This window comes from Colwellia marinimaniae (assembly GCF_002207865.1).
GTDB lineage: Bacteria > Pseudomonadota > Gammaproteobacteria > Enterobacterales > Alteromonadaceae > Colwellia > Colwellia marinimaniae.
Window position 1 is genome coordinate 1 of record NZ_BDQM01000083.1, and the last position, 1,413, is coordinate 1,413.

1 rRNA gene is annotated in these 1,413 nt (G+C 51.2%); it reads right to left on the minus strand.

Going from position 1 to position 1,413, the window contains the following annotated elements:
• Positions 1 to 19 precede the first annotated feature (19 nt).
• Positions 20 to 1,413 (minus strand): 23S ribosomal RNA (locus tag MTCD1_RS18230); the annotation flags it as partial.

A 1,413-nucleotide genomic window follows, 5' to 3' on the forward strand; every position in this document is an offset into this window, starting at 1 on the left:
AAAACTACTTGGGTGTTGTATGGTTAAGCCTCACGGGCAATTAGTATCAGTTAGCTCAAGACCTCGCAGTCCTTACACACCTGACCTATCAACGTTGTAGTCTCCAACGACCCTTTAGGGGACTTAAAGTCCCAGTGAGAACTCATCTCAAAGCCTGCTTCCCGCTTAGATGCTTTCAGCGGTTATCAGTTCCGAACGTAGCTACCGGGCAATGCCATTGGCATGACAACCCGAACACCAGTGGTTCGTCCACTCCGGTCCTCTCGTACTAGGAGCAGCCCTCTTCAATTCTCAAACGCCCACGGCAGATAGGGACCGAACTGTCTCACGACGTTCTAAACCCAGCTCGCGTACCACTTTAAATGGCGAACAGCCATACCCTTGGGACCGACTTCAGCCCCAGGATGTGATGAGCCGACATCGAGGTGCCAAACACCGCCGTCGATATGAACTCTTGGGCGGTATCAGCCTGTTATCCCCGGAGTACCTTTTATCCGTTGAGCGATGGCCCTTCCATACAGAACCACCGGATCACTATGACCTACTTTCGTACCTGCTCGACGTGTCTGTCTCGCAGTTAAGCTGGCTTATGCCATTGCACTAACCGTACGATGTCCGACCGTACTTAGCCAACCTTCGTGCTCCTCCGTTACTCTTTGGGAGGAGACCGCCCCAGTCAAACTACCCACCAGACAGTGTCCCCAAGCCGGATTACGGCCCTAGGTTAGAACATCACGCATACAAGGGTGGTATTTCAAGGTTGGCTCCACCACATCTAGCGACATGGTTTCATAGCCTCCCACCTATCCTACACATGTAGGAGCAATGTTCACTGTCAAGCTATAGTAAAGGTTCACGGGGTCTTTCCGTCTAGCCGCGGGTATACGGCATCTTAACCGCAAATTCAATTTCACTGAGTCTCGGGTGGAGACAGTGTGGCCATGATTACGCCATTCGTGCAGGTCGGAACTTACCCGACAAGGAATTTCGCTACCTTAGGACCGTTATAGTTACGGCCGCCGTTTACCGGGGCTTCGATCATCAGCTTCGACCTAAGTCTAACCGAATCAATTAACCTTCCGGCACCGGGCAGGCGTCACACCGTATACGTCATCTTTCGATTTTGCACAGTGCTGTGTTTTTAATAAACAGTTCCAGCCACCTGGTTACTTCGACTGGTTTAGGCTCCGGAAGCAAGTTCCTTCACCCTATACCAGCGTACCTTCTCCCGAAGTTACGGTACTATTTTGCCTAGTTCCTTCACCCGAGTTCTCTCAAGCGCCTTAGTATTCTCTACCCAACCACCTGTGTCGGTTTGGGGTACGGTTCCACTATATCTGAAGCTTAGAAGCTTTTCCTGGAAGTGTGGCATCAATGACTTCATCACCGTAGTGACTCGTCTCAGCTCTCAGT